At 63.7% G+C, this 26,304-nt stretch carries 29 protein-coding genes; 9 read left to right on the forward strand and 20 right to left on the reverse strand.

What is annotated here, in order from left to right; translation table 11 throughout:
• Together K359_RS0137485 and K359_RS0137490 are read right to left on the reverse strand one after the other, a co-directional pair.
• On the reverse strand, positions 1–837 hold an 837-nt coding region (locus K359_RS0137485), incomplete at its 3' end, for a low temperature requirement protein A (protein WP_035977811.1).
• 30 nt (positions 838–867) lie between these two features.
• Entirely contained in the window at positions 868–1,104 is a 237-nt protein-coding gene (locus K359_RS0137490; RefSeq protein WP_016843470.1) for a BolA family protein, read from the reverse strand.
• Between the two features lie 210 nt (positions 1,105–1,314).
• On the opposite strand from K359_RS0137490, the gene K359_RS0137495 reads away from it, so the two are divergent.
• A complete protein-coding gene (locus K359_RS0137495) occupies positions 1,315–1,674 on the forward strand; it encodes a DUF427 domain-containing protein (protein WP_029083836.1) in 360 nt (119 codons plus the stop codon).
• Between the two features lie 105 nt (positions 1,675–1,779).
• Here K359_RS0137495 and K359_RS59430 read toward each other — a convergent pair whose 3' ends face one another.
• Positions 1,780–1,953, reverse strand: a complete 174-nt coding sequence (locus K359_RS59430; RefSeq protein ID WP_029083837.1) for a DUF1328 domain-containing protein — start codon at positions 1,951–1,953, stop codon at positions 1,780–1,782.
• 193 nt (positions 1,954–2,146) lie between these two features.
• Between K359_RS59430 and K359_RS0137505 the strand changes: the two genes are divergently transcribed.
• Together K359_RS0137505 and K359_RS0137510 are read left to right on the forward strand one after the other, a co-directional pair.
• Complete coding sequence (locus K359_RS0137505) at positions 2,147–3,331, forward strand: acyltransferase (RefSeq protein WP_029083838.1); 1,185 nt, start codon at positions 2,147–2,149, stop codon at positions 3,329–3,331.
• Positions 3,332–3,523: 192 nt separating this feature from the next.
• Positions 3,524–3,784, forward strand: coding sequence for a GlsB/YeaQ/YmgE family stress response membrane protein (locus K359_RS0137510; protein WP_029083839.1), 261 nt, complete (start codon positions 3,524–3,526; stop codon positions 3,782–3,784).
• A 169-nt stretch (positions 3,785–3,953) separates the two neighbouring features.
• On the opposite strand, the gene purL is transcribed toward K359_RS0137510, so the two are convergent.
• Positions 3,954–6,173: a phosphoribosylformylglycinamidine synthase subunit PurL gene (gene purL, locus K359_RS0137515; protein ID WP_029083840.1), complete on the reverse strand. Its 2,220-nt coding sequence runs from the start codon at positions 6,171–6,173 to the stop codon at positions 3,954–3,956.
• Between the two features lie 162 nt (positions 6,174–6,335).
• On the opposite strand from purL, the gene K359_RS0137520 reads away from it, so the two are divergent.
• Complete coding sequence (locus K359_RS0137520; protein ID WP_029083841.1) at positions 6,336–6,815, forward strand: PaaI family thioesterase; 480 nt, start codon at positions 6,336–6,338, stop codon at positions 6,813–6,815.
• A gap of 350 nt (positions 6,816–7,165) precedes the next feature.
• Positions 7,166–9,388, forward strand: coding sequence for an alkaline phosphatase family protein (locus K359_RS0137525; protein WP_029083842.1), 2,223 nt, complete (start codon positions 7,166–7,168; stop codon positions 9,386–9,388).
• Between the two features lie 158 nt (positions 9,389–9,546).
• Here K359_RS0137525 and pstS read toward each other — a convergent pair whose 3' ends face one another.
• Positions 9,547–10,599, reverse strand: coding sequence for a phosphate ABC transporter substrate-binding protein PstS (gene pstS / locus K359_RS0137530; RefSeq protein ID WP_029083843.1), 1,053 nt, complete (start codon positions 10,597–10,599; stop codon positions 9,547–9,549).
• A 233-nt stretch (positions 10,600–10,832) separates the two neighbouring features.
• On the opposite strand from pstS, the gene K359_RS0137535 reads away from it, so the two are divergent.
• Positions 10,833–11,810: a DMT family transporter gene (locus K359_RS0137535; protein ID WP_029083844.1), complete on the forward strand. Its 978-nt coding sequence runs from the start codon at positions 10,833–10,835 to the stop codon at positions 11,808–11,810.
• Positions 11,811–12,064: 254 nt separating this feature from the next.
• Here K359_RS0137535 and K359_RS54250 read toward each other — a convergent pair whose 3' ends face one another.
• From K359_RS54250 to purC, 6 genes are all read right to left on the reverse strand, one after another.
• Entirely contained in the window at positions 12,065–12,715 is a 651-nt protein-coding gene (locus K359_RS54250; protein WP_245284837.1) for a tetratricopeptide repeat protein, read from the reverse strand.
• 199 nt (positions 12,716–12,914) lie between these two features.
• Positions 12,915–13,874, reverse strand: a complete 960-nt coding sequence (locus tag K359_RS0137545) for a tripartite tricarboxylate transporter substrate binding protein BugD (protein WP_029083845.1) — start codon at positions 13,872–13,874, stop codon at positions 12,915–12,917.
• Between the two features lie 63 nt (positions 13,875–13,937).
• Positions 13,938–14,639, reverse strand: a complete 702-nt coding sequence (gene purQ, locus K359_RS0137550) for a phosphoribosylformylglycinamidine synthase subunit PurQ (RefSeq protein ID WP_029083846.1) — start codon at positions 14,637–14,639, stop codon at positions 13,938–13,940.
• A 4-nt stretch (positions 14,640–14,643) separates the two neighbouring features.
• Positions 14,644–15,213 (reverse strand): hypothetical protein, encoded by a 570-nt coding sequence (locus K359_RS0137555; RefSeq protein WP_245284838.1) that lies wholly within the window; start codon positions 15,211–15,213, stop codon positions 14,644–14,646.
• Between the two features lie 13 nt (positions 15,214–15,226).
• Positions 15,227–15,469, reverse strand: coding sequence for a phosphoribosylformylglycinamidine synthase subunit PurS (purS, locus tag K359_RS0137560; protein WP_029083848.1), 243 nt, complete (start codon positions 15,467–15,469; stop codon positions 15,227–15,229).
• Positions 15,470–15,484: 15 nt separating this feature from the next.
• On the reverse strand, positions 15,485–16,252 hold the full coding sequence (gene purC / locus K359_RS0137565) for a phosphoribosylaminoimidazolesuccinocarboxamide synthase (protein WP_016843454.1): 768 nt from the start codon (positions 16,250–16,252) through the stop codon (positions 15,485–15,487).
• A gap of 350 nt (positions 16,253–16,602) precedes the next feature.
• Here purC and K359_RS0137570 point away from each other — a divergent pair, with 350 nt between their 5' ends.
• Entirely contained in the window at positions 16,603–16,926 is a 324-nt protein-coding gene (locus K359_RS0137570; protein WP_029083849.1) for a DUF1476 domain-containing protein, read from the forward strand.
• Positions 16,927–16,967: 41 nt separating this feature from the next.
• On the opposite strand, the gene K359_RS63600 is transcribed toward K359_RS0137570, so the two are convergent.
• Positions 16,968–17,195, reverse strand: coding sequence for a hypothetical protein (locus K359_RS63600; protein ID WP_198031234.1), 228 nt, complete (start codon positions 17,193–17,195; stop codon positions 16,968–16,970).
• A 515-nt stretch (positions 17,196–17,710) separates the two neighbouring features.
• Here K359_RS63600 and K359_RS0137585 point away from each other — a divergent pair.
• Positions 17,711–18,061: a hypothetical protein gene (locus K359_RS0137585; protein ID WP_029083850.1), complete on the forward strand. Its 351-nt coding sequence runs from the start codon at positions 17,711–17,713 to the stop codon at positions 18,059–18,061.
• Between the two features lie 26 nt (positions 18,062–18,087).
• On the opposite strand, the gene K359_RS0137590 is transcribed toward K359_RS0137585, so the two are convergent.
• Positions 18,088–19,005 (reverse strand): LysR family transcriptional regulator, encoded by a 918-nt coding sequence (locus K359_RS0137590; RefSeq protein WP_029083851.1) that lies wholly within the window; start codon positions 19,003–19,005, stop codon positions 18,088–18,090.
• 111 nt (positions 19,006–19,116) lie between these two features.
• Here K359_RS0137590 and K359_RS0137595 point away from each other — a divergent pair, with 111 nt between their 5' ends.
• Positions 19,117–19,944, forward strand: coding sequence for an oxaloacetate decarboxylase (locus tag K359_RS0137595; protein WP_029083852.1), 828 nt, complete (start codon positions 19,117–19,119; stop codon positions 19,942–19,944).
• Positions 19,945–20,072: 128 nt separating this feature from the next.
• Here K359_RS0137595 and K359_RS59435 read toward each other — a convergent pair whose 3' ends face one another.
• The 7 genes from K359_RS59435 to K359_RS0137635 all read right to left on the reverse strand — a co-directional run bounded on the left by K359_RS59435 (position 20,073) and on the right by K359_RS0137635 (position 26,289).
• Positions 20,073–20,672 carry a tetratricopeptide repeat protein gene (locus tag K359_RS59435; RefSeq protein ID WP_371261237.1) on the reverse strand — a complete coding sequence of 200 codons (600 nt, stop codon included), beginning with the start codon at positions 20,670–20,672 and terminating at the stop codon, positions 20,073–20,075.
• Positions 20,567–21,121, reverse strand: a complete 555-nt coding sequence (locus tag K359_RS59440; RefSeq protein ID WP_029083853.1) for a tetratricopeptide repeat protein — start codon at positions 21,119–21,121, stop codon at positions 20,567–20,569. The genes K359_RS59435 and K359_RS59440 overlap by 106 nt, the downstream gene beginning before the upstream one ends.
• Positions 21,122–21,413: 292 nt before the next feature.
• Positions 21,414–21,902: a cyanase gene (gene cynS, locus K359_RS54265; RefSeq protein WP_051346630.1), complete on the reverse strand. Its 489-nt coding sequence runs from the start codon at positions 21,900–21,902 to the stop codon at positions 21,414–21,416.
• 63 nt (positions 21,903–21,965) lie between these two features.
• Positions 21,966–22,892: an ABC transporter ATP-binding protein gene (locus K359_RS0137620; RefSeq protein WP_029083854.1), complete on the reverse strand. Its 927-nt coding sequence runs from the start codon at positions 22,890–22,892 to the stop codon at positions 21,966–21,968.
• A gap of 2 nt (positions 22,893–22,894) precedes the next feature.
• Positions 22,895–23,734, reverse strand: coding sequence for a nitrate ABC transporter permease (ntrB, locus tag K359_RS0137625; protein ID WP_029083855.1), 840 nt, complete (start codon positions 23,732–23,734; stop codon positions 22,895–22,897).
• A 160-nt stretch (positions 23,735–23,894) separates the two neighbouring features.
• Positions 23,895–25,280, reverse strand: a complete 1,386-nt coding sequence (locus K359_RS0137630) for a CmpA/NrtA family ABC transporter substrate-binding protein (RefSeq protein WP_029083856.1) — start codon at positions 25,278–25,280, stop codon at positions 23,895–23,897.
• A gap of 106 nt (positions 25,281–25,386) precedes the next feature.
• Complete coding sequence (locus tag K359_RS0137635) at positions 25,387–26,289, reverse strand: sulfurtransferase (RefSeq protein ID WP_029083857.1); 903 nt, start codon at positions 26,287–26,289, stop codon at positions 25,387–25,389.
• Positions 26,290–26,304 lie beyond the last annotated feature (15 nt).

The following is a 26,304-nucleotide window of genomic DNA, read 5'->3' on the forward strand; positions in this document are numbered from 1 at the left end:
CCGCGCCACGCGGCCGGACTGCTCGGATTTCGAGATCATCTCCGAGCCGGCCTCGGCGCCCTTGTGGAAATAGATCCACCACATCGCGATGCTGCCGACCAGCGCCGAGATGAACGCGGCGACGTTCTCCGGCGTCCAGGTCAATTCGGCGAAGGTCGCGCCATCGACCACGATGGCCTCGCCGAGTGCGATGATGATGAAGCCGGCGCAGCGCTCGGCCATGTGGCCGCCCTCGACCGACCAGGCCTCCATCGAGGAGAAGCCGAGCCCCGGGGTCCAGAAGCGGGCGGCCGGCGCGACATATTCGATTGTCAGCGCCGCGATCCACAGCCACATCCGCGTCTCGTGCTCGGCGAAGCCGCCGAGAACCCAGAGCACGGCCGAGCAGGACAGCCAGGTCAGGATGCGGATCGCGTTATGGCGCACCGCCGTCCGCTGCCGCGGCGTCACCAGCAGCCAGAACGCGGTGCGGCCGACCTGCATTGCCGCATAGGTGCCTGCAAACCACAGCCCGCGCCCCTCGAAGGCGGTCGGTATCGAGGTCGACAGCAACAGCCCGCCGAGCATCAGCACGAACAGCAGCAGGCGGACCGGCGTCAGGTCGGGATTGAGCCAGTTGGTGACCCAGGTGGTGTAGACCCACACCCACCACACCGCGAGAAACAGCAGCGTGACCCGCACCGCGCCCAAAGGGGTGAAGTGGTGCAGCAGCGTATGCGACAGCTGCGTGACGGCGAAGACGAAGACGAGGTCGAAGAACAGCTCGGCATTGGTGACGCGGCTGGGCTGGTTCGGCACGATGACGCGAAACATCGCGCCGCGCGGATTATCTGCCATCGCTTGGGGCCCCCGCCCGGTTGCCGGGGACTAGCCTTCCGGCACGCCGGTCTGCAGGGCCAACGCGTGCAGCACGCCGCCCATCTGGCCCTTCAGCGACTGGTAGACGATCTGGTGCTGCTGGACACGGGACTTGCCGCGGAATGACTCGGATATGACAGTGGCCGCATAGTGGTCGCCGTCGCCGGCCAGATCGCGGATCGTCACCTCGGCATCGGGGATCGCTGCCTTGATCATCGATTCGATATCACGGGCGTCCATCGGCATCCCAGTCCACCTCCGTCAGGTCGTTCGAATCAGGCCGACTCGGCCAGGATAAAACCCAAGATAAACCTAAGACAAAACCCAAGATAAAACCTAGCGCTTGGGGTCTTCTAGGTCATCCCGGGCACACTATATTCCCATTCCCAGCGATTTAAACCTGCATCAATCGGTCACAAGCCATCACGCCGAAATGACCAGAAGAGGCGCAGAATCATGAAGCTCCCCGGCCCCGACCATCCGATCACGATCACGCCCAATGCCAAGCGCGTCCGCGTCACCGCCGACGGCGTCGTGATCGCCGAGACGACCCATGCGCTGACCCTGAAGGAAGCAAGCTATCCTGCCGTGCAATATGTCCCCCGGCAGGACGCCAACATGGAGCTGTTGACCCGCACCGAGCGGACCACGCATTGCCCCTATAAGGGCGATGCGAGCTATTTCAGCATCAAGGCCAATGGCAAGACGCTGGACAACGCGATCTGGACCTATGAGGAGCCGTTCCCGGCCATGACCGAGATAACAGGCCATCTGGCGTTCTATCCGGACAAGGTGAAGATCGAGGAAGTGGCTTAAGGCCGTCTCGGCTGCCGCAAGCGCCTCGCGCCACCCCGGCCTGAAAAACGTAAATGCCCGGGCCAGGCCCGGGCATGACGACGAGAGTGTTCAGCCGGATCGCCGCTAGGCTCTGAAGATCGTGAGCCCGAGGATCAGGAGCACCAGGAAGATCACGACGAATACGTAGAACAGGAAGCGGGCGATGTCGGCGGACGCGGCGGAAATGCCGGTGAAGCCCAGCAAGCCCGCGATGATCGATACAACAAGGAAGATCAGCGCCCATTTCAGAAGTGTCATTGCTTGCTCCTTAAAGCCGCGGGCCCGCGCGTCCGCCGGTCCTCCCGGCAACGCCCGCTACCGACCACAGTTCCAAAAACGAAGCAGATTCGCTGAAATGACCGACCTCGACGTCCCCCAATCGCGACGATTGGGCCTTGCTGAATCGAGTTTCCGATTGCAACATCAGGGGGCGGACCCGGCTGGGGGCACCATGAAATCGATTGCTCACGCGGCTCCGGCCGTCGACATCCAGGCAGCACCGAAGCTCCACAAGCGTAACGTCGCGTTGGACCGCGCGCGCACCTTCCTGACCCTGGTCGTGCTGCTGCATCACGCGGTGATCCCCTACACCCATTTCGGGCACACCGACCCGACATCCTGGATCGGCTTCGACTGCGTGGTGCTCGCCACCGACAGCTTCTTCATGGCGATGTTCTTCTTCCTGTCGGGGCTGTTCGTCTGGCCGGGGCTCGGCCGCAAGCCGTGGCTGATCTTCCTGCGCGACCGGCTGCTGCGGCTCGGCCTGCCGTTCGTGATCTGCGCGGTCACCGTGATTCCGATCGCCTACTACGCGATCGCGCTACGCGCGACGCCGGAGGTGACCTTCTCCGAATTCTGGCGGAAGACCATGACGTTCGGGCCGTGGCCGAGCGGCCCGATCTGGTTCGTCTACGTCTTGATGACCTTCGACCTGACGGCGAGCCTGCTGTACCGGGTGTCGCCGCATCTGCTCGATCCCATCAACCGTCTCTCGATCATGGGATTCGAACGTCCGTCGAAGTTCTGGCTGTTCCTCGTCGTCGTCAGTGCCGCCGCCTACCTGCCCATGCTGGTCCATTACGGCCAGAACTACTGGTTCGAGCTCGGACCGTTCTCGGTGCAGGCGAGCCGCCTGCTGCTCTATGCGTCCTATTTCTTCATTGGAGCGGGGATCGGGGCGGCCAACTTCGAGAACGGCGTGCTCGGCGCGCACGGACGGCTGACCGAGCGGCGCTGGTTCTGGACGGGCATCACGGTGATTCCCTACTGCATGATGTGGGTCATGATCTACATCAAGCGCGAGATCATCGGTAACCCCGATCCGCTGCCGGGCTGGTATCTCGCGATCTACGGCACATTCTTCGTGCTGTTCTCAGCCTCGATCCTGTTCGCGATCCTGGCCTACTTCCTGCAATCGAAAGACGGCGGGCCGACGCTGCTCGACCGCATGCAGGGCGATGCCTACGGCATGTTCCTGGTGCACTATCCGATCGTGCTCTGGCTGAACTACTGGCTGTTCGATATGGATCTGCCGGCGATCGCCAAGGCCGCGATCGTGTTCTTCGCTACCGTGGCGCTAAGCTGGGCCGCCACGGCCGCGCTGCGCAAGCTGCCGAGCGCGAATTACGTGCTGTAGCGACGGTTATTGCGTGATCGCGTCATGACCTCGCTCGTTGGTGCGCGGCCGGCGCGCACTCGCCGCGGACCCAGTGCGTTGCAGCAGGCCGGTTGTGAACCGGAATTTGCGCGCAACCTGCCTTTGGTCACATGCCGCCGGGCGATTCTCGTTTATGCTCGCCGGGCTGATTGACCTCAGGGAGTCCCAGGGATGAACGACCCTCAAGTTGGATGGATCGCCGCCATCATCGTCGGCGGATTGGCCGGCTGGCTCGCCGAGATGTTCATGAAGACCGGAACCGGCATCGTCATGAACATCATCCTCGGCATCGTCGGCGCCGCGCTGGCGAACTGGCTGTTGGGTCTGCTCGGCGTGTCGCTCGGCGGAGGATGGCTCAGCTATCTCATCGCCGGCTTCATCGGCGCCTGCGTGATCATCTTTGCCTGGCGCGCGATCCGCGGTGCGACCTAAAGCATGATCCGGAAAAGTGCGAAGCGGTTTTCCGGAAAGATCATGCTTGAACAACGAGCTGAAGCGTGATCCGAAGCGATCGCGCTTGAACGAGAAATAGCGCGATGATGGCTTCATCGCGCTATTGAGGTCTTGTTCGCTTGACGTTGCAGCGCCTGGTCCGCCCGGATCAGGCGGCCGTGCTGTGCATGTAGTTCGGCAGCCAGTGCTCGAACGCGCGCGACAGGTTCTCGACCGAGACCTGCGGCTCGCCGGCGACGGCAATGGCATCGCCGCCCGTGGTGCCGATGCGCGCGCAGGGCACGCCGGCGCCCTTCATCTTCGCCAGCACGAGGCCCGCGTCGGCCGCAGGCACCGTGACGATGTAGCGGGCCTGATCCTCGCCGAACCAGTAGGCATGCGGGACGATCGATGTCGGCGCCGCGAGGAGCTGCGCGCCGATGCCGCTTGCGATCGCCATTTCGCCGAGCGCGATCAAGAGCCCGCCGTCGGAGACGTCATGCACCGCGGTCGCGGTACCGGCGCGGATCATGCCGCGCACCACATCGCCATTGCGCTTCTCGGTGGCGAGATCGACCGGCGGCGGAGCGCCCTCCTCGCGGCCGCAGACGTCGCGCAGATAGACCGACTGGCCGAGCCAGCCTTGGGTGTCGCCGACCAGGAGGATCGCCTCGCCGGCCGCCTTGAACGCCAGGGTCGCCGACTTGGTGAAGTCGTCGAGCAGACCGACGCCGCCGATCGAGGGCGTCGGCAGGATGCCGCGACCGTTGGTCTCGTTGTAGAGCGAGACGTTGCCGGAGACGACCGGGAAGTCCAGCGCGCGGCAGGCTTCCGCAATGCCCTTCAGGCAGCCGACGAACTGGCCCATGATCTCGGGCCGCTCAGGATTGCCGAAATTGAGATTGTCGGTGATCGCGAGCGGCCGGCCGCCGACCGCAGTGATGTTGCGCCAAGCTTCGGCGACCGCCTGCTTGCCGCCCTCGAACGGATCGGCCTCGCAATAGCGCGGCGTGACGTCGACGGTGAGCGCGAGCCCCTTCGGCCCGTCCTCGACGCGGACCACGGCGGCATCGCCGCCGGGACGCTGCATGGTGTTGCCGAGGATGACGTGGTCATACTGCTCCCACACCCAGCGCTTCGAGCACAGTTCGGGCGTGCCGATCAGCTTTTCCAGCGCCTCGGCGATGCCGAGCGGCGGCTTGACGTCCTGGCCGCGGATCACCGGCAGCGCGTTCGAGGCGACGTGCGGACGGTCATAGACCGGCGCCTCGTCGCCGAGTTCCTTGATCGGCAGATCGGCCATCACGTCGCCGCCATGCTTGACGACGAAGCGCTTGCTCGGCGTGGTGTAGCCGACGATGGCGAAATCGAGCCCCCATTTGCGGAAGATCGCCTCGGCCTCCTGCTCCTTCTCGGGCTTGAGCACCATGAGCATGCGCTCCTGGCTCTCCGAGAGCATCATTTCGTAGGCGCTCATGCTGGTCTCGCGGGTCGGCACCGCGTCGAGGTCGAGGTCGACGCCGAGGTCACCCTTGGCGCCCATCTCGACCGCCGAGCAGGTCAGGCCCGCCGCGCCCATGTCCTGGATCGCGATCACGCAACCTTTTTCCATGATCTCGAGGCAGGCTTCGAGCAGCAGCTTTTCGGCGAAGGGATCGCCGACCTGCACGGTCGGGCGCTTCTCCTCGGAGGCGTCGTCGAACTCGGCCGAGGCCATCGAGGCGCCGTGAATGCCGTCGCGGCCGGTCTTGGAGCCGAGATAGACGATCGGCATGTTCACGCCGGAGGCCGCTGCATAGAAGATCTTGTCGGCATCGGCGAGGCCGACCGCCATCGCGTTGACCAGGATGTTGCCGTCATAGCGGGTGTGGAAGCGCACCTGGCCGCCGACCGTCGGCACGCCGAACGAATTGCCGTAGCCGCCGACGCCCGCCACCACGCCCGACACCAGGTTCCGGGTCTTGGGATGCTCGGGCGCGCCAAAGCTCAGCGCGTTAAGGCAGGCGATCGGCCGCGCGCCCATGGTGAAGACGTCGCGCAGGATGCCGCCGACGCCGGTGGTCGCGCCCTGATAGGGCTCGATGTAGCTCGGGTGGTTGTGGCTCTCCATCTTGAAGACCACCGCCTGGCCGTCGCCGATATCGATCACCCCGGCATTCTCGCCGGGGCCCTGGATCACCCAAGGCGCCTGGGTGGGCAGACCGCGCAGATGGATCCGGGACGACTTGTACGAGCAATGCTCGTTCCACATTGCCGAGAAGATGCCGAGCTCGGTGAAGGTCGGAACCCGCCCGATCAGCTTGAGGATACGCTCGTACTCGTCCGGCTTCAGCCCGTGGGCGGCGACGAGTTCGGGGGTGATCTGGGGCTCGTTCTTGGGGGCGTTCATGGGTCCCTTAATAGGTAGATCGAACGGGGGCGAAAAGGCCTTTTACGGGGCATTTTCGGCCTGTCCAGAGCTTTACGGCGGCCCGGGGTTCGCACCGGGATTTGCACAATGGGGATGGATCGGATTTAAGGACCCGAACCCGATAATTGAAGGCCATATTTCGTGAACGAGCTCGCCAAGACCGCATTCAACCGCCGCCCCGACCTCCATGTCGAAACCGAGGGCGAATTCGCCGGCTGGCGGACCTGGACCCGGGACAATTTCGAGACCCATACCGGCCCTTTTTACCACCGCATGGACGAGAACGGCCGCATCAGCTGCGCGTTCCGGGTCGCCAAGAGGCACCTCAACGGCTCCGGCAATGTCCATGGCGGCTGCTTCATGACCTTTGCCGATTACTGCCTGTTCGCGCTGGCCGGCTCGGTTCTCCAGGGCCCCGGCGTCACGGTGTCATTCGCCTCGGAATTCCTCGACGCGGCCCGCGAGGGCGACCTGATCGAATGCACCGGCGAGGTCACCCGCGCCGGCATGTCGCTGATCTTCGTGCGGGGCATGCTGACCTCGGCCAAGCGGCCGCTGTTCACCTTCTCCGGCACCATCAAGCGGGTGAAGCGCAAGGCGCCGGCACAGACACCCGTGTGAGGCTCGCCAGAGCCTTTTCCGTTCCGATTGAATCGGAACGGGGCTCCAGATTTTTATTTTGACGCGTTTTCTTCACGCGAACCGGTGCCCACTTCGCTCGGAAACGCTTTCGATCTGTGGACGCCCGCCGTCATCCGGCCGTTACATCGGCACGATTGAATCGAAAGCGCAGCTCTAGCTCGTTGTGTTCTCGCGCGTTCTTTGCGTGAAGCAATCAAACTGCAGTTGTGACACGACGACGCACTGTCGTTGCGTCGTCGCGCACGCGTCACATGCGCGTCAGCCAAGCCCCTGAAGATTGCTGAACGGTTTCCGTATGTGCAATCGCGCAGCGAGGTTGGGGCATTCTCATGAAATTGAAGACGTTTGTTTCCGTCACGTCGGCGATGTCGCTTGTCGCATCGTTAGCGTGCGTTGCAACTCCGGCGTGCGCCGGTCAGGACGGCGACAATGGCGATCGCGGCTTCGGCGATTCGCGCGATCATGATCATGATCATGACGGCGACCATCATGGCCGCAAGCCGCGCGTGGTGATGATCTCGCTCGACGGCGCCAAGCCCGATTTCATCCAGAAATTCATCGAGAAAGGCGTGCTGCCGCGCGACGGCGGCCTCGCCCGGCTCTCACGGCGCGGCGCAGTGGCGCTGCAGAACGTGACGGCGTCACCGTCGCTCACCGCAGTGTCACATATTGCGATCGCGACCGGCTCGACGGCGGTCCATAACGACATCCCCTCGAACACATTCGAGCCGATCGTCGGCCCTATCACGGGCAGCATCAGCGGCTTTGCGGCGCCGATCGGCGGCTACAGCGAGAGCCCGCTCGGGCCGTCGCCGCACCCGACGGCACAGCCCCTGTGGGTGCAACTGCGCCAGCAGGGCAAGAAGGTCATCACGGCGACCTGGCCCGGCGGCGACGGCGCCGACATCTCCATCAACAACACCGTGGTGCAGCCGGCGCAGCCCACCCGCATCACCGACTTCACGGTCCCGTTCGGCGCGTTCGGCGGCATCGGGGCCCAGGGCTTCTCGCTGTCGCGCAGCGACTTCACGGCCGATCCGTCCATCGTGGCGGCGCTACAGGCCGCGGGCCATTTCTCGTTCAGCCCGGTGCTGGTGACCTTGGCACCGATCGAGACGTTCTCGTGCTCCTCGGCGGCGAGTGCGACCTGCACCGGCGCGTCGACGCTCGACGTCAAATATTCGATCCGCGTCGCTGCCATCGACACCACCAACGATCGCAAGGTGAACTACGACACGCTGGTGTTCTTCGATGCCAACCGCGGCATCACCGCGGGACCGTTCCACGCGCCGTCGACCGGACCGGCCTACGTCAAGTTCGGCGGCGAGAACGCACCGTTCTTCTTCGAGGGCAGCGGGGCGAAGGTCGGTGCTGCGTACTTCGTCTCGGCGCTGTCCCCCGACCTCTCGGTGGTGCGCTTTGCCCGCTACGGCGCCAACTTCATCCCGCGCAACACGCCGGTCCTCGCCGATGTCGACGACATCAACAACAACATCGGATTCTGGCGTCCGCAGGCCGACTTCCGCATTCCGGAGCGGCTGAGCCCCGGCTTCACCAACTTCCCCGACGTCGAGATCGAGACGATGTTCGAGGACATGGTGAAGACCTTCGTGCGCTACCAGGCCAATATCGGCGAACGCGCGATCAAGACCCATCCGGACGCCGACCTGGTGATGGTCTATATCGAGCAGCCCGACGGCTCCGAGCACCAGTTCCTGCTCACCGATCCGCGCCAGGGCACTAATCCAAAGGACCCGAATTCGATCGGCGCCAACCAGGACCCCGCCAAGGTCAAGCGATACGCGTCCTACATCCGTTTCGCCTACCAGACGGCTGACAGGGCGGTGAAGCAGATTGCCGATGCGGCGGGCCGTGACAGCAACGTGATCGTGGTGTCGGACCACGGCTTCGCGCCATTCCACACCTCGGTCAATCTCACCAACATCCTGCGCAATGCCGGTATCGACACCAGCAAGGTCGGGATCCGCACCTCCGGTCCGGCCGCCGACATCTACGTCAACCTGCAGAACCGTGAGCTCGGCGGCACTGTCGATCTGGCGACCTACCGGACCCTGGTGGCGCAGATCACGGATGCGGTGAAGAACGCGGTCGACCCCAATGCGCGCTTCAACTACTCGCTCAAGGACCAGCGCATCTTCACCGTCGTCGAGACCCGGCCGCTGCAATGCGACGCCGGAACCGGACAGTGCCTCAGCAAGACCGTCGGCCAGGATTACGGTGACGTGTTCGCGCTGATGGCGCCCGGCTACAATTTCGACGGCATCCAGAATCCCGGCGTCGCGCGCCAGGGCGACGCGCCGTTCAGCGCGGCCACCACCGCGCTGTCGATGCCGAACTTCTATGGCGCCCATGGTCACGACCCCGAGCTTCCGGTGATGAGCGCAACCTTCATCGCCGCGGGTCCGCAGATCCGCCACGACAGTGTGGTGCGGCACATGCGCAATATCGACGTGGCGCCGACCATCATGCAGATCCTGGGCACGACGCCGCACCAGGTCGATGGCGAGGTGCTGCGCGAGGTCCTGCGCTAGGATTGCATGCAGACGTCAAGCGATGGACGCGAGCTCCGGCGTCCATCGATCGTTCTAAAGCGTTTTCGAGCGAAGTGGGACCGGTTCGCGTGAAGAAAACGCGTCAAAAGAAGCCAAAGCTTCGGTTCTGATTCAATCAGAACCGAAAGCTTGGGCCATCAGCGCTTTCCGGGCACCGCCGCCGACGCCGTCAGCGCCTCGAAATTGTGCTGCCAATACAGCTCGATCTGCTCGACCAGCGTGACTGGCAAGGGAACGTAGTTGAGCAATTGCGCCTGAGGCTTGCCGCTTTCCAGTGACCAGCGCAGGAAGTCGATCGCGGTCGCCGACCTGTCGGGCGATTTCGGCTGCTTGTGCATCAGCACGAAGGTCGTTGCCGTGATCGGATACGCGTCCTCCCCCGGGGCGTTGGTCAGGACCAGGTAGAAATCCTGCGTCGTTGTCCAGTCCGCACTTGAAGCCGCAGCCTGGAACGATGCAGCGTCCGGGGTAACGAAATTCCCGGCGCTGTTCTGCACCAGACCGAAGGAAATCCGGTCGAGCCGTTGCAACGCATAAGAGTATTCAAGATAGCCAATCGCTCCGGGAATCAGGCCGACAAGCGAGGCGACGCCGTCATTGCCCTTGCCGCCGAGCCCGACGGGCCATTCGACCGACGTGCCCTCTCCGACGCTGGCCTTCCACTGCGCGCTGACCTTCGAGAGATAGTTCGACCAATTGAACGTCGTCCCTGAGCCGTCGATCCGATGCACGACGGTGATCGCCGTGCGCGGCAGCTTCAGATCGGGATTGACGGCTTGAATGGCCGGGTCGTTCCAGGATCTGACCTTGCCGAGATAGATGTCAGCAAGCAGTTGTCCGGTGAATTGCATCTGGCCCGGCTTGACGCCCTCGATGTTGACCACAGGCACGACGCCTCCGATCACAATCGGGAATTGCACCATGCCGAGCTTATCGAGCTCTTTCGGATCAAGCGGCATATCGCTTGTCCCGAAATCGACGGCCGCCTTCTTGATCAGGCCGACGCCGATGCTCGAGCCCACCGACTGATAGCTGACGTCGTTGCCGGTCTTTGCCTTGTAGCCGGCGATCCATTTCGCCATCACGGGCGACACGAAGGTTGAGCCCGCACCCTTCGTCTCCGCAGCCAAGCATTGCGTTGCGACGACCAGAGCAGTGAAAATGATCGGTAATCTGAAATGCTTCGTCATGCGCTCGAGCCTAGCAGGACGAGCGGTAATTCCGTGTGGGCCAGGTCACAAAACTGTAACAAGGGCCGGAGCCCCAAATGGTGGTTGGCGCCGCCGGTCCCGCGCCGCGCCCGGGCGCAGCTGCAAACCGCCGAGCGGAATATCGACGCAAATTCAAAGCCCTAGCCTTTCGCCCCACCGCCAAGCTACATTCGCTCCGTCGCGCGCCCAATGCGCGAAGGGAGCCAATCAAGGTGCCGAAGAGCACAGCGAAGACGGGCAGCGTGACGGCTTCCGCGATCACACCCACTCCGTCGACGTCTGCGCCGGGCGCACGCGGCTGGCGCGACTATGCGCTGCTCGTGGCGCTGGCCTGCTGCTGGAGCTCGACCTATCCGCTGACCAAGATCGGGCTCGGCTCGATCCCGCCGGTCACCTTCATCTCGGCGCGCTCGCTGGTCGCCGCAGCCTTCCTGCTCGTGGTGCTGCGGATCCGCGGTATCCGCATCCCGACCGACCTCAAGGCCTGGAAGCTGTTCGCCTTCCAGCAGACCATCAACTCGACGATCCCGTTCCTGGTGATCACCTGGGCGCAGCTCTATGTGCCGGCCTCCAACACCGTGGTGCTGGCCTCGACGACGCCGATCTTCGCCTTCCTGATCACCTGGGCGATCACGCGGCACGAGCCCGCCTCGCTGCTCAAGCTGGCCGGCGCGATCCTCGGCCTCGCCGGCACGGTCGCGATCATCGGCCTCGACGCGCTCTCAGGCTTCGGCAAGGAGATCTTTGCCGAGATCGCGATCCTGCTCGCGACCGTGTCGTTCGCCTGCGCCACGATCTTCGGACTGCGGCTGTCGGATTACGATCCGATGGTGGTCGCGGCCGGCTCGCTGTTGTTCGGCGGAACCGTGCTGCTGCCGGTCGCCCTGATCATCGACCATCCCTGGACGCTGCACCCGACGCCGCAGGCGCTGGTCGCAACCGTCGTCATGGGCATCTTCTCGAGCGCGTTCGGGTTGATGCTGTTCTACATGTGCCTCACCCGGCTCGGCACGCTCACCACCAATGCGCAGGGTTATCTGCGCATTCCGATCGGCGTTGCGCTGTCCGTGCTGCTGCTCGGCGAATCCGTGCCGTCGAACCTGGCGCTCGGCCTCGTGCTGGTCATGGCCGGCGTCGCCGCGATGACGGTGCCGGCTGAGGCCATCAAGCGCTGGCTGCGCAAGCTGTAGCCGCGGGCATTTGTACACACAGCTCTATCGTCGTCATTGCGAGGAGCTCGCGACAAAACTGCAAAGCAATTTTGCGCTGAAGCGACGAAGCAATCCATCTTTCCGCGTATGCGGTGCGGTGGATTGCTTCGCTTCGCTCGCAATGACGAGTCGCATCCATTCAACGGCCGCTCATGCAGACAGCTGCTTCCCGGCGATCGAGAGCCACTCGGCCTGCGCGTCGCGCAGATATTTCGGCGCGCGCCGCATCTGGATCAACAGCTCGTTGAACACCATGCGCGCCTCGGCGGTGCGGCCGACCAGCTGCAACAACAGGCCATAGCGGACCCGCGCCTCGGCGCCGGGAACTGCGTGACCGCCTGATATTCCTCCAGCGCCTCGTCGAGCCGGCCGATCTCGGCGAGCGAACGGGCATAGAGCAGATGCCCTTCGGCGGACTCGAAATCCGGCCAGCGCTCGCGCAGGGCGTCGAGCGTCGCCAGTGCTTCAGCCGGCTGCTTGCGGGCGAACTGCGCCTCCGCCTTGGCCAGCGCGTAGGCCGGATCGTCGCCCTGCGGCAAGCCCAAGACGTGGTCGTAGTGGCTCTCGGCCTCCTCGAAGCGCCCGACATTCTGGCACTCCGCGGCCAGCGCCGCTCGGTTGGCGATGGTATCGGATGTCGCAAGCCGGTCCGACAGTTCGCGATAGCGCTTCTCCGGATCGAGCCGGTTGGCGACGCGCTTGCGCGCCTGCGCGGCGCCCGGTCCGCCCCACCATTCCGGGATCAACTCGACGACGATATAGGCGAGCGCGCCGATCAGCGGCACCATCAGGATGATGAAGGCCCAGGGCTGCAGGCGCCCGGTGCGCGCGGCGTGATAGATCAGCGAGATGTCGAGCAGCAAAATGACCAATGCAACAGGCATTGCGGATCCCCGCGAAGCGCACAGTTCATCCAAATCGCCTCCGTCATAACGTGCCCTTTACGCTGCGACAATCCTCGGTTGTTGCGCCGGCCGCCTTAGCGTGAAGAGATCGTGAAGCGGAAGCCGCTATGCTGGATTGGTCTCTGACGGAACCGGGCAGGTTCACGGCGCCGCGCACCGAAGGCACGGCGCGAAGCGGCTATTTCTGGTCGTCCGCCAGCAGTGCCCGGTACTTCGCGACGTCGCGCGTCACCAGTTGCTGCAGCACCTCGGGCGCGAGTTCGTTGGCGTCGGGCGCGACGGTCGACAAATCGACGAACCGCTTCTTCACCGCCTCGCTCGCGACCGCGGTACGCGCGGCAGCGTTCAATTTGGCGATGATCTCTGGCGGGGTCCCCTTCGGCGCGAACAGTCCGTTCCAGCCCTGCGCCTCGAACTCGGGCAGACCGGCTTCGGTCGAGGTCGGCAGTTCCGGCAGCGAGGCGAGCCGCACCGTCGAGCCGACCACGACCGCTTTCACGAGCTTGTCGTCGATCGCTTGCGACACCGAGGCCGCGGCATCGCAGACGCCGTCGATCTGGCCGCCGATCGCATCGGTCAGCGCCGGCGCCGCGCCGCGATAGCCGACCAGTTGCACGTCGACGCCGGCGGCATGCACGAAGCTCTTGCAGATCAGGTAGTTCGAGGAGCCGACGCCGGCATGGCCGAGATTGATCTTGCCCGGATTCTTCTTCGCGTAGTCGATGAATTCCTTGAGGTCCTTGGCCGGAAAATCCTTGCGCAGCGCGACGATGCCGAAGGTCTTGGCGACCACCGCGATCGGCGCGAACGAGTCGGGCGTGAACGGCAGCTTCGGATAGATCGTGTAGGTCGCAGCATTGGTGCCGGCATTGCCGATCGCGATCGTGTAGCCGTCCGGCTCGGCGCGCGCGGCGCGGGTCAGCGCGGTCGAACCGCCGGCACCGCCGACATTCTCGATGATGATGGTCTGGCCGAGCGCTGCGCCCATCTGGTCGGCCACCGCGCGGGCGATCACGTCGGAGGTGCCGCCTGCCGCGAACGGCACGATCATCGTGATCGGACGCTTCGGAAAGTCCTGGCCGTGTGCCGCCGTCACAAGCAACAGCGCGGCGGCCGCCGCGAACCACCGTCCGAGCATTTTATTTTGACGCGTTTTCTTCACGCGAACCGGTCCCCACTTCGCTCGAAAACGCTATGGCTATCACGCCGCCTTTTCGAACTGCTGGACCAGGCCCGCGAACAGGCCGCGGCCGTCGGTGCAGCCCATGATCTCTTCGACGTGGTTTTCCGGATGCGGCATCATGCCGAGCACGTTGCCGCGCTCGTTGACGATGCCCGCGATCGAATGCGCGGCGCCGTTGAAGTTCGAGGCCTCGTCGACCACGCCATCGGCAGAGCAGTAGCGATAGAGCACCCGCCCGTCGCCTTCGAGACGCTTCAGCGTCTCCTCGTCCGCCTCGTAATTGCCCTCGCCATGCGCCACCGGCACCCGGATCACCTGGCCGGCATTGTAGCCGCGGGTGAACGGCGTGTCGGAGCGTTCGACCTTCAAATGCACGTCGCGGCAGACGAATTTCAGCCCGGCATTGCGCATCAGCACGCCCGGCAGCAGCCCGGACTCGCAGAGGATCTGGAAACCGTTGCAGACGCCGAGCACGAGCCCGCCCTTGGCGGCGAAGTCGCGCACCGCGTCCATCACGGGCGCGCGCGCCGCGATCGCGCCGCAGCGCAGATAGTCGCCATAGGAGAAGCCGCCGGGCACCACCACGAGGTCGGTGCCTTTGGGCAGCGCGGTCTCGGCGTGCCAGACCATCGCGGTCTCATTGCCGGAGGCGAGCTTCAGCGCGCGCGCCATGTCGCGCTCGCGGTTGATGCCAGGGAAGACGAGGACGGCTGATTTCATCGGATCACCGGATTTTCGACGCTAGTGCAACCATGAATTTTGCGTAGTTGTCATTGCTGGCCTTCTCGTCGCGCGCCGAACTGATCAGGCTGGCAGAGGCTCGCGCACCAAACAGCAAACCATTGACTTGGTACTCGCTGGCACCGTTGGGCGTCACCGTCAGGCGCCGTGCCCGAAACATCCGCGGCACCGCAGTGCCCTTGTCGCCATCGACACCGATAATCGTGATGCGCTGTCCCGGCGTTCGTTGCTGTAGCGCCTTGATGATCTGGTCCTGGCTGTCACGGAACTGCTCCAGGGTCATCGGATTGTCGGCAGCATAAAGCCGATAGCTGACCTTCGACCCCGCACCACAGCTCGCTTGCTCGCAGTGGAAGATGTGCCTGTCAGGACCGCTGCGCTCGTAACGCCATCCGCTCACAGCAACCGGCGGCGGTTGTGTCGCGGTGGCGGCAGGGGCCGGCTTCGGTTGGGCCGACGCAGCGCCGATTCCGGCTGCTGTCAGCAGGACAAGCAGGAACGATCGGACCAACGCGCGATTGCTGCCGGAAAGGGCGGGAGCGGCTGTTATCATTTGGCTCGCTCGGTTAGCTGAGAACCTCGACCCGGTAGTTCTCGATCACGGTGTTCGCCAAGAGCTTGTCGGCGGCGGCTTTCAGCGCCGCCTCCGCCTTGGCCTTGTCGGTCGCGGCGAGCTCGATGTCGAACACCTTGCCCTGGCGGACGCTGGCGACGCCGTCGACGCCGAGCGATTTCAGCGCGCCCTCGATCGCCTTGCCCTGCGGATCGAGGATGCCCGACTTCAATGTCACAGTCACACGTGCCTTCACGGTCGCCCCTTCAACTTAGCTCTTCACCAGCACCGGGCCGCTGCCAGCCGGCCGCTCGTTCTCGATCAGGATGCCGAGGCGTTTTGCCACCTCGGTATAGGCCTCGAGCAGGCCGCCGAGATCCCTGCGGAAGCGGTCCTTGTCGAGCTTCTCGTTCGACTTGATGTCCCAGAGACGGCAGGAGTCCGGCGAGATCTCGTCGGCGACGATGATCCGCATCATCTCGTTCTCGAACAGCCGCCCGCACTCCATCTTGAAGTCGACGAGGCGGATGCCGATGCCGAGGAAGAGGCCGGTCAGGAAGTCGTTGACGCGGATGGCAAGCGCCATGATGTCGTCGATCTCCTGCGGCGTGGCCCAGCCGAAGGCAGTGATGTGCTCTTCCGACACCATGGGGTCGTTGAGCTGGTCGTTCTTGTAATAAAACTCGATGATCGAGCGCGGCAGCTGGGTGCCCTCCTCGATCCCGAGCCGCTGCGACAGCGAGCCGGCGGCGACGTTCCGCACCACCACCTCGAGCGGCACGATCTCGACCTCGCGAATCAGCTGCTCGCGCATGTTGAGCCGGCGGATGAAGTGGGTCGGCACCCCGATGTCGTTGAGGTGCTGAAACAGGTACTCCGAAATCCGGTTGTTGAGGACGCCCTTGCCCTCGATCACCTGGTGTTTCTTGGCGTTGAACGCGGTCGCGTCATCCTTGAAGTGCTGGATCAGGGTTCCCGGCTCCGGGCCTTCATACAGGACCTTGGCCTTGCCTTCATAAATGCGGCGTCGACGGCTCATTGGGATGTACCGTGTTTTGTTGAAATCCATGGATTTGGGTGCTCCGGATGATCAGGGGTTCGACCCACGACGGAGCTGCCGCGGAGGCCTGGAACCTGGGCAATCCAACTGGAAACAGAACAAGAACCATGCCTGTTCGCAACCTATCTGATTGAGCCATCCAGCACAATCGATACCGCCCCCTTGGGGGCACTTATACCGCCCTATCATAAAGGGCCGATTCCGCCTGTTTTGCCTGCGGCTTAACGGCTCGTTGTCTTGCCGATTCCTCCCCCCTATCTAGGCAGGCATTGGGGCTGCCGCAACGCGCGGCGGCCCTTCATTCAGCAAAGGGAACTGGAACTTCAGCCATGAACGAATTCAACAAGCGCGAGGAAGGTTTCGAGAAGAAGTTCGCCCTCGACGAGGAACAGAAGTTCAAGGCCGAAGCCCGCCGGAACAAGCTGCTCGGCCTGTGGGCCGCCGAGAAGCTCGGCATCTCCGGTGACGCCGCCAGTGCCTATGCCAAGGAAGTGGTGGCCGCCGACTTCGAGGAAGCCGGCGACAATGACGTGCTGCACAAGGTTCTGAAGGACCTGACCGCCAAGGGTCAGGCGGTCACCGAGCGCGACGTCCGTGCCAAGATGGACGAGCTATTGGCCGTGGCGGCGGCCCAGGTAAAGGCGGGAACGTAAAGGCAGGAACCTGAACGCGGGAACCCGAGTTCCCGCAACGCCTATTTCAGCGTGATCTGAAGGCTCATCGACCCGTTGACGTTGAAGCCTTCCTGCTGCTGACCACCGTACTGCCGGCCAAGATTGACGTTGATCGATTCGAGCCGGCAGTCCCTGGCGATCGCATCGCGCATCAGGTCACATTCGCGCGTCGCCATTTCGTAGACGACGCAGCGCGCACGGTCGCGCAGCTTTTGCGCCTCCTCGCCGTCGCCGCTCGGGCCCGGCATGAACAGATTGACGAGCTCTGAACCCGCACCGATCCGGCCTGACCGGCGAGACCAGTCGGCTGCTCGACAAATCTCAATTGCCCCGGAGCCTGGGCGAAGGCAGGAGCCGCGAGCAGCAGCAGGCCGACGGTGACGGGGAGAAGGCGCGCAGGCGACGTCATGACGAATTCCTTGCACTGACCGCGAATGTGGCCCGGTTCATAACCACCTTCAGTTGCAACATGCCAAATCGCGATCACGGAAAACCGCTCTGCCGTTTCATCTGATGTTAACGGTGACACAAATGGGGACAGGCCAACGCGAGAGGTTCGCTGTCCAGGGCGTGTTGGGCGCCGGTGTCGCCTCGTCCAGCGCCAGCGACGCCGCGAGCGCTGCCATCGAACATTTTTCGCCAGCCTGACAGGCCGCGCCGTACTTTCACAACACCACTTTGTGAGCAACTTTCGATTGCACAACCAACTTCATAAATCTAAAGCTACATCTCTCTAATTATACAACCCAAGGGAGATAACAAAATGAACGAGATGGTTTCGACGCGAAATATCACGGACCAGGCCCAGGCGGTCCAAACCCAGTCAGCGACCCACACCTGGTATCTCAATGCATATCAGCTGCACGGCAACCTCTGGCTGTCGTGGCAGACCACCGCGCCGTTCCGCGCCCAGCAGGGACAAATCATGGTCTATTCGAGCCAGTTTTTCCCGTCCAATCCCCAGGATAACGTCAAGACATGGCAGTGGGATAACATCAGCTCGAACGGATGGGATACCGGTCTGCCCTGGGGAAGCGGCTGGTATTGCGCGTGGAATGCGCAGCGCAGTCCGAACGGACCTTACACCTACGTTGTGCAGCTCGTTACCAAATAGCACGGCCGGCGCCGGCTGTTCGGCCGTCAACGCGCAGATGGTTTCGGACCGCGATATTCGGCACGAATAATTTTCAGCAACAATTGTGACGCGGCGCTGATGAAGCCGCCATGCCGCGTCACCGCGACAACTTCGTGACTGGCGGTGAGATTGCCAACGCGGATCGTCGCGATCGTCGAAGCGCGCAATTCCTCCGCCGCATTGCTTTGCGACAGCAGCGCGATCCCGAGCCCGGCCTCGACCAGCCGCTTCTGCGCCGTCAGGCTGTCGACCGGCGTCCAGTCGACCTCACCGAGCCCGCTGGTCAGGAACAGGGCGAACACGTGCGAGGCGGTGATCTCGCGGCGTCCCGGCACCTCCGGAAACGCGATCCAGCGCTCATCCCTGAGGTCCGCGAGCTTGCCGATCCTGCGTCCGGCCAGCGGATGATCCGGCGCGCAGACCACCTGGAGCGGCTCGGCGAACAGCACCTCGCAATCGAGATCGCGCGAACGGTCGCGGTCGTAGCGCAGCCCGATCGTCGCCTCGCCGCGCCGGATCAGATCGCTGACCTCGGCGCTGGTTGCGGTGCGCAGCGTCAGCGCGACATCCGGATGCCGGCGGGCAAAGCGCTTCAGCACTTTCGACAGCCGCTCGCCGGCCAGCGTGCCGGTCACCGCCAGCGCGACCGGTCCCGAATTGTCGCGCAACAACGCGCGCACTGCGTTCTCGGCATCCTGCGCCGCGGCCACCGCGCGCTCGGCATAGGGCACCATCACCCGCCCGGCATCGCTGAGCCGGGTCTTGCCGGCAATCCGTTCGAACAGCGGCACGCCGAGCTCCTGCTCGAGCAGCGCGATGCGCCTTGAGATTGCCGGCTGCGAGCGATGCAGCGCCTTCGCGGCATTGGAGATCCCGCCGCGCCGATGCACCACCAGGAACGTGTTGAGCGCGTCGCTGTCCATCGCCGACCTCATGCAAAAAGCTGATGATATCGAAAGAAATAACAAATTTGTCTGATGGGCGAAACCGCCCTATCGCTACTGCCAGCGGCATTTGCAAGGACAGGAGCTCACATGCGCACCCAGGCAGACAAGGCAGCACGGTTTCGCGAGCTGCATCAGCGGCCCGGCGCCTTCATCATTCCCAATCCATGGGACGCCGGATCGGCAAAGCTGCTCGCTGCGATGGGTTTCGAGGCGCTCGCGACCACCAGCCTCGGCCTTGCCAACACGCTCGGCCGCGCCACGGTCAGCCTCGACGAGATCATCGAGAATTGCCGGGTGATCGCCGAGGCCACCGACCTGCCGGTCAACGCCGACCTCGAGAATTGCGGCGCTGACATGCCGAAGCTCGCGGCCGAGGCAATCCGGTTCGCCGCGGAAGCCGGCGCAGTGGGCGGCTCGATCGAGGACTCGACCGGCAATCCCGAGCACCCGATCTACGATTTCTCGCTCGCGGTCGAGCGGGTGCAGGCCGCGGTCGAGGCCGCGCGCGCCCTGCCCTTCCCGTTCACGCTGACGGCGCGGGCGGAGAATTTTCTCTGGGGACGCAAGGACCTCGACGACACGATCAAGCGGCTGCAGGCCTTCGATGCCGCCGGCGCCGATGTTTTGTATTCGCCGGGGCTTTACGACCTCGCCACCATCAAGACCGTGGTGTCGGCAGTGAACCGGCCGTTCAACCTGGTGATGGGCTTTGCCGACCCGACCCTGACGATCGCGCAGCTCTCCGCCGCCGGCGTCAAGCGCATCAGCGTCGGCGGCGCGATGCAGCGCCACGCACTCGCCGCGTTCCTGCGCTGCGCCCGCGAGATGAAGGATCAGGGCGCGTTCACCTTCGTGCGCGACATGGCGCCGGTGAAGGAGGTGCGCGAGATGTTTGGGGCTGCGAAAGGCGAATAGGGAATAGTGAGTAGTGAGCGGGAAGCTTCCATTCGCTACTCACCATTCGCCATTCGCTCTCTCACCCTTCCTGAAACCGTCGCCGAACTCTTCCTCGATTAGCGCCTTCCGCACCGCACCGTTGACCATTACCGTCTCGCGCCCAAGCCCTTCAGTTCGACGGTGGCGGCCCAACTCTCGACGAAAGCCTTCGGACAATCGGCCGCAGCCAGATCAAGCGACTGCCGCGCGTCTTCCGCGGAGCCGCGCTGCAAGGCGAGCTCGGCGGTATAGAAATTTGCCTCGCAGACCTGAGCTTTCCGTCTTTTGGGATCAGCATCGTCGGCGGCGCTGAGCACCCGCTCAGGCGTCAACGCACCAAGAAAAAGGCTGACGATCGGCGCAGGCCACTTCGTCATGTCGAGATGCGTTGCAGCCTCCGCCAACCGGCTCGGCTGGCCACTACGCTTGGCAACAATTTCGTGCCACAAGACGGCATAGGCGCTCTTTGGATTGAGCCGCCCTGCCTCATCGAAATCGGCCAAAGATTGGGAAAGTGAACCGCTCTGCCAATGGACCATGGCACGACCAAAATAAGCGGGCGCACTCTGCGGATCGAGACGGATGACCTGATCATGGTCGGTTATCGCAAGATCAAGGTCGCCCCTGAGCCTGTAGGCAGCGGCGCGCCCGCCATACGCAGCCTTGAAGTCGGGATCAAGGTGGATCGCCTGGTTGTAACTGGCAATGGCAAGTTCGACGTCGCCCTTGGCGATGTATCATGGCCGCGTAGGCAATACGCAACTTTGACGTTGGGATTGATCTCAATCGCCTTGTTCAAGTCGGCGAGGCTGTGGTCGAAGTCACCTTTGGCCCCATATGCCTCACCGCGATAAGCATAGGCCAATGGGTCTTTTGGCCCGATCTCAATCACACGGGAACGGTCCGCGATCGCAAGGTCGAAGTTGCCTTGCCTGAGATATGCCGCTGCCCGCACTTGGTATCCCTGTACGTTGCTCGGGTAGGAATGAATAAACCGCGAGAAATCGGCGACAGCAGCCTCGAAGTCCCGCTCATCAAAATGCGCCTGGCCGCGAAGAAAATAAGCCCTGCTCGCTGCCCAGCTGTCGGCTCCCGACGCCAATGCGGCAGTGCAGGTCGATATCCGCTCGGCGGACGCAATTGTCGCCTCATTCAAGCACTTTGCCCAATCCTCTCTGGAATCTGCTCGAACGCTTGAGAACGATAGGCTCGTAGCCAACGCCGCTATTGCGCCCGCAACTGCGCAGCATGCACTTCGATTCACGTGAACTCCCGCCGCAACTATCGTTACGGGGATAACACAAGGTTGCACGAAGAGCCAGCAGCTACCTGTCTTTGTAAGAGCGTTCTCCATCTGCGCCTGTGCCGTCATTGCGAGTCCAGCTCTCCAGGCGGAGAGAGATGGATTGCTTCGTCGCTTCGCTCCTCGCAATGACGGTCGAGAAACTTCACTCCTCCTTGAAGCCGTATTCCGGCACGTTGCCGCTCGCCCCGTAATATTTGTACGGCAGGAACTTGCCCGACATCGTGATCTTGATGCGGTCGCCCTTCGGATTGGCGACGCGCTCCATCGCCATGTCGAAGTCGATCGCCGACATGATGCCGTCGCCGAACTCCTCCTCGATCAGCGCCTTCCAGGCCGGGCCGTTGACCATCACCATCTCGTAGAAACGGTAGATCAGTGGATCGGTCGGCGGCATCGGCGTGCCGGTGCCGCGCATCGGCACCTCGTTGAGCATCGCGGTCTCGGCCTTCGACAGGCCGAACAATTCGCCGGCATTGGCCGCCTGCGGTTTTGTCAATTTCATCTGGCCAAGGATCGCGCCGACGATCAGGACTTCGGAATAGCCGCCGATTTTCTCGCAGATGTGCTTCCAGCTCCAGCCCTTCTCGCGCTTGATGTCGAGCAGCTTTTCGGTGAGGTCTTCGCGTTTCATGTCAGGGGCTCCTCATTTTCGTCGTGCCCGGGCTTGTCCCGGGCATCCACGTCTTTGGTTGGCTCAGGCAGACGTGGATGGGCGGGACAAGCCCAGCCGTGACGCCTGTGGATTTGGTTCGGCTCCGGCCGCAAGCGCCAATTCCGGCAAGCCCGGCCGCACCGTCGGCACGTGGCGCGGATCGTGACCGGTCACCTCAGCCGCAAAGCTCTTGCTGCGGCTGACCAGGAAATCGACGATATGGTTGCGCAGCGCATAATAATAGGGGTGACGGTGCAGATCGATGCGGCCGCGCTCCTTCGGCAGCGGATTCTCGACGATCTCCGCCAGCACCGCGCCGGGCCCGTTGGTCATCAGGAAGATCTTGTCGGCGAGGAAGATCGCCTCATCCACATCGTGGGTGATCATGAAGGTGGTCTGCCCGGTCTCCAGGCAGATGCGCCGCACCTCGTCCTGCAGCGTGCCGCGGGTCAGCGCGTCCAGCGCCGAGAACGGCTCGTCCATCAGCATGATCTTCGGCGTGATCGACAGCGCCCGCGCGATGCCGACGCGCTGCTTCATGCCACCGGACAGTTCCGAGGGGTGCTTGTGCTCGGCGCCAGTCAGCCCGACCAGATCGATGAATTTTTGCGCGTGGGCCCTGACCCGGGCACGATCCCATTTGCGCCATTTCGAGCTCACGGCGTAGGCGACGTTACCCAGCACCGTGCGCCACGGCAGCAGCGCATGGCTCTGGAAGATCACGGCGCGGTCGAGGCTGGTGCCTTCGATCCCCTGCCCGTCGACAATCACCGTCCCCTCGCTCGGCTCGTCGAGCCCGGCCAGGATATTCAGCACCGTGGTCTTGCCGCAGCCGGAATGGCCGATCACGCAGCCGAACTCGCCGCGCGTCATCGACAGCCAAAAATTCTCGAACACCGTGGTGGTGCCGCCGCCCGCGCCGGGATAGCGCCGCGCAATGCCTTCGATGGAGATGAACTTGTCGGTCATCGCTACTCCGGAAACGTCACCATGCGCGTGAAGCGCGCCAGCACCTGGTCGAGCAGCATGCCGACGAGGCCGATCAGGAGGATCGCGATGATCACATTGGTGATCGACAGATTATTCCACTCGTTCCAGACGAAATAGCCGATGCCGGTGCCGCCGACCAGCATCTCGGCGGCGACGATCACGAGCCAGGCGATCCCGATCGAGATCCGCATGCCGGTCAGGATCGTCGGCGCCGCCGCCGGCAGGATCACGGTGAAGGCGCGCCTGACGGTGCCGACCTCGAGCGTCCGCGCCACGTTGATCCACTCCTTGCGCACGCTCGCCACTCCGAACGCGGTGTTCAACAGCATCGGCCACACCGAGCAGATGAAAATGACGAAGATCGCCGAGATCGAGGAGTCCTTGATGGTGTAGAGCGCGAGCGGCATCCAGGCCAGCGGCGAGATTGGCTTCAATATCTGGATGAAAGGATCGATCGCCTTGCTGATCAAAGGCGACATCCCGATCATGAAGCCAAGCGGGATCGCGACGATCACCGCGATGAGATAGCCGAGCCCGACCCGCCCGATCGAATAGGCGAGCTGGATGCCGAGCCCCTTGTCGTTCGGCCCGTTGTCGTAGAACGGCCGCTTCAGATGCTCCCACAGCTTGGCCCCGACATCCAGCGGCCCTGGCATCGCCGACTTCCCTTGCGTCGCCGTCAGTCCCATCAGTTTTGCATACTCGGGACTCATATTGGCCGTCGCCCCCGTGCTGCGGGTCGCGAGATGCCAGGCGCCGAGAAAGGCGGCGAGCAATGCGATGGAGACGATGGCGGCGCGAAGGCGGAGGCTCAGCGTCATGTGGCAGGCTCCCTCAACCCGTCGTCCCGGCGCAGGCCGGGACCCATAGGCCGTGCCGTCGCGGTGAGGCACGCGGGGAGACGCGGTGCAGAATGACCCAGGACGGTGGTTATGGGTCCCGGCCTTCGCCGGGACGACGCTGTGGGGAAGGCAGGCTCCCTCACGACGACTTCCTGATCTTGAAGCTCGCCAGATAATCGTCCGGTTTGGCCGGATCGAAGGTCTTGCCCATCACCGAGAACGACTTGTACGAGGTGGCGGGCGGCGCGAGCCCCATCTCGACCATCACCTTTTTGGTGTCGGTCGCGAGATAGACCTGCTCGGCGACCGCGTGATAGTCGACGTCGCCCTTGATCTGGCCCCAGCGCTTCATCTGCGTCAGCATCCACACCGCAAAGGACTGCCAGGGGAACGGATCGAAATCGACGCGCTTCGGATCGGTCTTCACGCCGCCGAGGCCGTCGGCATAGGTGCCGGTCAGGACCTGCTCCAGCACCGTCACCGGCGCGTTGATGTAGTTGGCCGGCGCGATCGCCTCCGCGATCTGCTTGCGGTTCTCAGGCCTAGACGCATAGCCGGTGGCGTCGACGATCGCGCGGGTCAGCGCCGCGAAGGAGTTCGGCGCCGTCGTGATGAACTCGCGGCTGGCGGCAAAGCTGCAGCAGGGATGGCCATCCCAGATTTCTTTGGAGAGAATGTGCAGGAATCCGACGCCGTCATAGATCGCGCGCTGGCAGATATTGTCGGGCGCGAGGAAGCCGTCGATATTGTCGGCGCGCAGATTGGCGACCATCTCCGGCGGCGGCACCGAGCGGAGCTGCACGTCGGTATCCGGATCGAGCCCGTGCTCGGCGAGATAATAGCGCAGCAGATAATTGTGCATGGAATAGTCGAACGGAATGGCGAACTTCATGCCCTTCCAGTCCTTTGGGTCGCGCTTGTCCTTGTGCTTCATCGCAAGCGTGATGCCCTGCCCGTTGATGTTCTCGATCGCGGGCACCGTGAAGGGGATAGCATTGGCGCCCAGGCCGAGCGAAATCGCGATCGGCATCGGCGCCAGCATGTGGGCGGCGTCGTATTCCTTGTTGATGGTCTTGTCGCGGATCACGGCCCAGCCGGCGGTCTTCACCACCTCGACGTTGAGGCCTTGCTTGGCATAGAAGCCGAGCGGCGCCGCCATGACGATCGGGGTCGCGCACGTGATCGGGATGAAGCCGACCTTGAGGTCCTTCTTCTCCGGCGGTCCGGCATCGGCGAACGCGTCCGTCGCCGTCTTCAGCGGGAAGAATTGCGACAGCGCGGCAAGCGCAGTCGCGGCGCCGACCGATTTCAGGAAGGCGCGGCGCGCGATATCCTGCGGAAACACCGCCCGCATCACTGCCGACGCGACGATGCCTTCGTAACGCTTCTCTTCGCTGACGTCCGCCACCGGCTCGCAGCGCAGCGTACGCGCGGCGTGCTCGGCCGCGGTGCGATGCAGCCCGCAGGCGCAAGGCGATCGCGCGAGCGCGCGGTCGGCGTCGAAAGGATCATCTGACGTGGACATGCTGCGCCCCATTGTCGCACCGAACCACGGAGAACTCCGCGATCCGGTTCATTGATTGGCGTCCGGCCGCGTTTTGCGCCGCCGGACGCCAACAAACATGCAGGTTCTATGCCGCCTTGCCTGTTACGACGGCAGCGGTCGGCAGGCCTTCGTCGATCGGCAGCGACGGGTCGCGCGACCACTCGTTCCAGGAGCCGAAGTACATCCGCACGTCCTTCACGCCGGCGTTCTTCAGCGCCAGGAAGGTGTTCGAGGCGCGCGCGCCCTTGAAGCAATAGAGATAGACCGGCGTGGTCTGCGAGATGCCGACGGTGGCGCATTCCGCAAGGATCTCGTCCTTCGACTTGAAGCGCGGGCCCTCGCCGGTCGGCTTCATCATGCGGTACCATTCCAGCCAGACGGCGCCGGGGATGCGGCCCTTGCGCGGGCAGAAATCCTTGCCGTAGGGCGAAGAGCTGTCGCCGATCCACTCGTCGACATCGCGCACGTCGAGGATCGCGACATCGCGCACGTCGAGGATCGCGATCCCGGGCTTGTCGAGCGCCGCCAGCATCGCCTTGGCATCGATCATGATGTCGCCGGCCTCGGGCACGATCGCGAAGGCAGCCTTCACCGGTACCGTCACGTCGGTGGTAACCGACAGGTCGGCGGCCTTCCAGGCATCGAAGCCGCCATGCAGCACCTTGATCTTGGGATAGCCGAGCATCGTCAGCAGATAATAGCCGCGGCAGGACTGCCCGAAACCGGAGTTCATCGACTGCTCGTAGATCACCGCGGTCTCCTTGCCGGAGAGGCCGGCGGCGCCGAACGCGTCGGCGAACTTCGTCTTCAGCTCGTGGATGCCTTCCGGCGTCGAGGTCGCAAGGAACGTGAAGATGTCATGCACATTGACGGCATTGGGCAGATGCCCCGCCGCAAAGGCATCCGGATTCCGCGTGTCGATGATGACACACGGCTCTTTGGTGATGAGCCCGGCAAGTTCGCCGGCGGTGATCAGAACGTCCGTCATGGCAGCCTCTCCTGT

It is taken from the genome of Bradyrhizobium sp. th-b2 (genome assembly GCF_000426785.1).
GTDB lineage: Bacteria > Pseudomonadota > Alphaproteobacteria > Rhizobiales > Xanthobacteraceae > Bradyrhizobium > Bradyrhizobium septentrionale.

Bases quoted from the DNA above. Each gene is read 5' to 3' on its own strand.
- K359_RS0137585 (WP_029083850.1), top strand. From the start codon at position 17,711: ATGAACGAGATGGTTTCGACGCGAAATATCACGGACCAGGCCCAGGCG.
- K359_RS0137510 (WP_029083839.1), top strand. From the start codon at position 3,524: ATGAACGACCCTCAAGTTGGATGGATCGCCGCCATCATCGTCGGCGGA.
- K359_RS0137495 (WP_029083836.1), top strand. From the start codon at position 1,315: ATGAAGCTCCCCGGCCCCGACCATCCGATCACGATCACGCCCAATGCC.
- K359_RS0137570 (WP_029083849.1), top strand. From the start codon at position 16,603: ATGAACGAATTCAACAAGCGCGAGGAAGGTTTCGAGAAGAAGTTCGCC.
- K359_RS63600 (WP_198031234.1), bottom strand. From the start codon at position 17,195: ATGCCGGGCCCGAGCGGCGACGGCGAGGAGGCGCAAAAGCTGCGCGAC.
- K359_RS0137545 (WP_029083845.1), bottom strand. From the start codon at position 13,874: ATGCTCGGACGGTGGTTCGCGGCGGCCGCCGCGCTGTTGCTTGTGACG.
- cynS (WP_051346630.1), bottom strand. From the start codon at position 21,902: ATGAAACGCGAAGACCTCACCGAAAAGCTGCTCGACATCAAGCGCGAG.
- K359_RS0137635 (WP_029083857.1), bottom strand. From the start codon at position 26,289: ATGACGGACGTTCTGATCACCGCCGGCGAACTTGCCGGGCTCATCACC.
- pstS (WP_029083843.1), bottom strand. From the start codon at position 10,599: ATGACGAAGCATTTCAGATTACCGATCATTTTCACTGCTCTGGTCGTC.
- K359_RS54250 (WP_245284837.1), bottom strand. From the start codon at position 12,715: ATGCCTGTTGCATTGGTCATTTTGCTGCTCGACATCTCGCTGATCTAT.
- purL (WP_029083840.1), bottom strand. From the start codon at position 6,173: ATGAACGCCCCCAAGAACGAGCCCCAGATCACCCCCGAACTCGTCGCC.
- ntrB (WP_029083855.1), bottom strand. From the start codon at position 23,734: ATGACGCTGAGCCTCCGCCTTCGCGCCGCCATCGTCTCCATCGCATTG.
- K359_RS0137525 (WP_029083842.1), top strand. From the start codon at position 7,166: ATGAAATTGAAGACGTTTGTTTCCGTCACGTCGGCGATGTCGCTTGTC.
- K359_RS59430 (WP_029083837.1), bottom strand. From the start codon at position 1,953: ATGACACTTCTGAAATGGGCGCTGATCTTCCTTGTTGTATCGATCATC.
- K359_RS0137620 (WP_029083854.1), bottom strand. From the start codon at position 22,892: ATGACCGACAAGTTCATCTCCATCGAAGGCATTGCGCGGCGCTATCCC.
- K359_RS0137595 (WP_029083852.1), top strand. From the start codon at position 19,117: ATGCGCACCCAGGCAGACAAGGCAGCACGGTTTCGCGAGCTGCATCAG.
- K359_RS0137555 (WP_245284838.1), bottom strand. From the start codon at position 15,213: ATGATAACAGCCGCTCCCGCCCTTTCCGGCAGCAATCGCGCGTTGGTC.
- purC (WP_016843454.1), bottom strand. From the start codon at position 16,252: ATGAGCCGTCGACGCCGCATTTATGAAGGCAAGGCCAAGGTCCTGTAT.
- K359_RS0137630 (WP_029083856.1), bottom strand. From the start codon at position 25,280: ATGTCCACGTCAGATGATCCTTTCGACGCCGACCGCGCGCTCGCGCGA.
- K359_RS0137490 (WP_016843470.1), bottom strand. From the start codon at position 1,104: ATGCCGATGGACGCCCGTGATATCGAATCGATGATCAAGGCAGCGATC.
- K359_RS0137505 (WP_029083838.1), top strand. From the start codon at position 2,147: ATGAAATCGATTGCTCACGCGGCTCCGGCCGTCGACATCCAGGCAGCA.
- purQ (WP_029083846.1), bottom strand. From the start codon at position 14,639: ATGAAATCAGCCGTCCTCGTCTTCCCTGGCATCAACCGCGAGCGCGAC.
- K359_RS0137590 (WP_029083851.1), bottom strand. From the start codon at position 19,005: ATGGACAGCGACGCGCTCAACACGTTCCTGGTGGTGCATCGGCGCGGC.